Annotated in this window: 1 protein-coding gene; it reads left to right on the plus strand. The window is 69.8% G+C overall.

What is annotated here, in order from left to right:
- The first annotated feature begins 166 nt into the window (after positions 1-166).
- Positions 167-589 (plus strand): DUF2852 domain-containing protein, encoded by a 423-nt coding sequence (locus B8460_RS19340; RefSeq protein WP_048863263.1) that lies wholly within the window; start codon positions 167-169, stop codon positions 587-589.
- Positions 590-758 lie beyond the last annotated feature (169 nt).

The following is a 758-nucleotide window of genomic DNA, read 5'->3' on the forward strand; positions in this document are numbered from 1 at the left end:
CGGGTGCCCGCCGCGCCATCCCGATGACCGCGGAGGAGCTGCTGGAGGCCGGCGTGCTCGTCTACCTGCAGGGGCTCGGCGTGCCGGCCGCATCGGAAAAGGCTTGAAACCGCCGTGAGCCGCGCGTATGTAAATGTTATAAACATTCGCGGAGAGGAGGGCCGCCATGGGCGGGCTTACGTCGCGGCTGGATGACTACGGCAAGGGCGCGTGGATCGGGCTGATGGTGCTCGGCTTCATCGGGTTCTGGCCGATCGGTTTGGCAATCCTGGGGTTCCTCATGTTCAGTGGCAGGCTGCGGGCGTGGCGCGAGCAGGGCGGATCGCCCGGGCGCTGGTACAATGCGGACATGCGCTGCGGCCACCGGCGGGGCCGGGCGGGTCGCTTCACCTATGCGCCGTCCTCGGGCAACGCGGCGTTCGACGAGTACCGGACGGAGACGCTGCGCCGGCTTGAGGAGGAACAGCGCGAGTTCATCGAGTATCTGGAGCGGCTGCGCCGCGCCAAGGACCGGCAGGAGTTCGAGCAGTTCATGGCCGAACGCACCCGCCGCCCGCGCGAGGAGCCGCCGCCGGCCGAAACGGCCTGATCAATCCGCGACTGGCTTGACGTGACGACATTGGCGCATGCCGGCGATCCCGGTGCGCGCCTTTTTCGTGCGCGCGATCAGGCGCGCCCGCGCCGGGTATGGCGCGCGAGGCCGCGTTCGACCTCGCCGCACAACGCCGCCACGGCCGCGCGCATCGCCGCCACTTCGT

This window comes from Acidisphaera rubrifaciens HS-AP3, from assembly GCF_000964365.1.
In the GTDB taxonomy this organism is placed as follows: domain Bacteria; phylum Pseudomonadota; class Alphaproteobacteria; order Acetobacterales; family Acetobacteraceae; genus Acidisphaera; species Acidisphaera rubrifaciens.

What these genes read in the sequence shown, in the direction of transcription:
- B8460_RS19340 (WP_048863263.1), top strand. Translation starts at nt 167, where the DNA reads ATGGGCGGGCTTACGTCGCGGCTGGATGACTACGGCAAGGGCGCGTGG.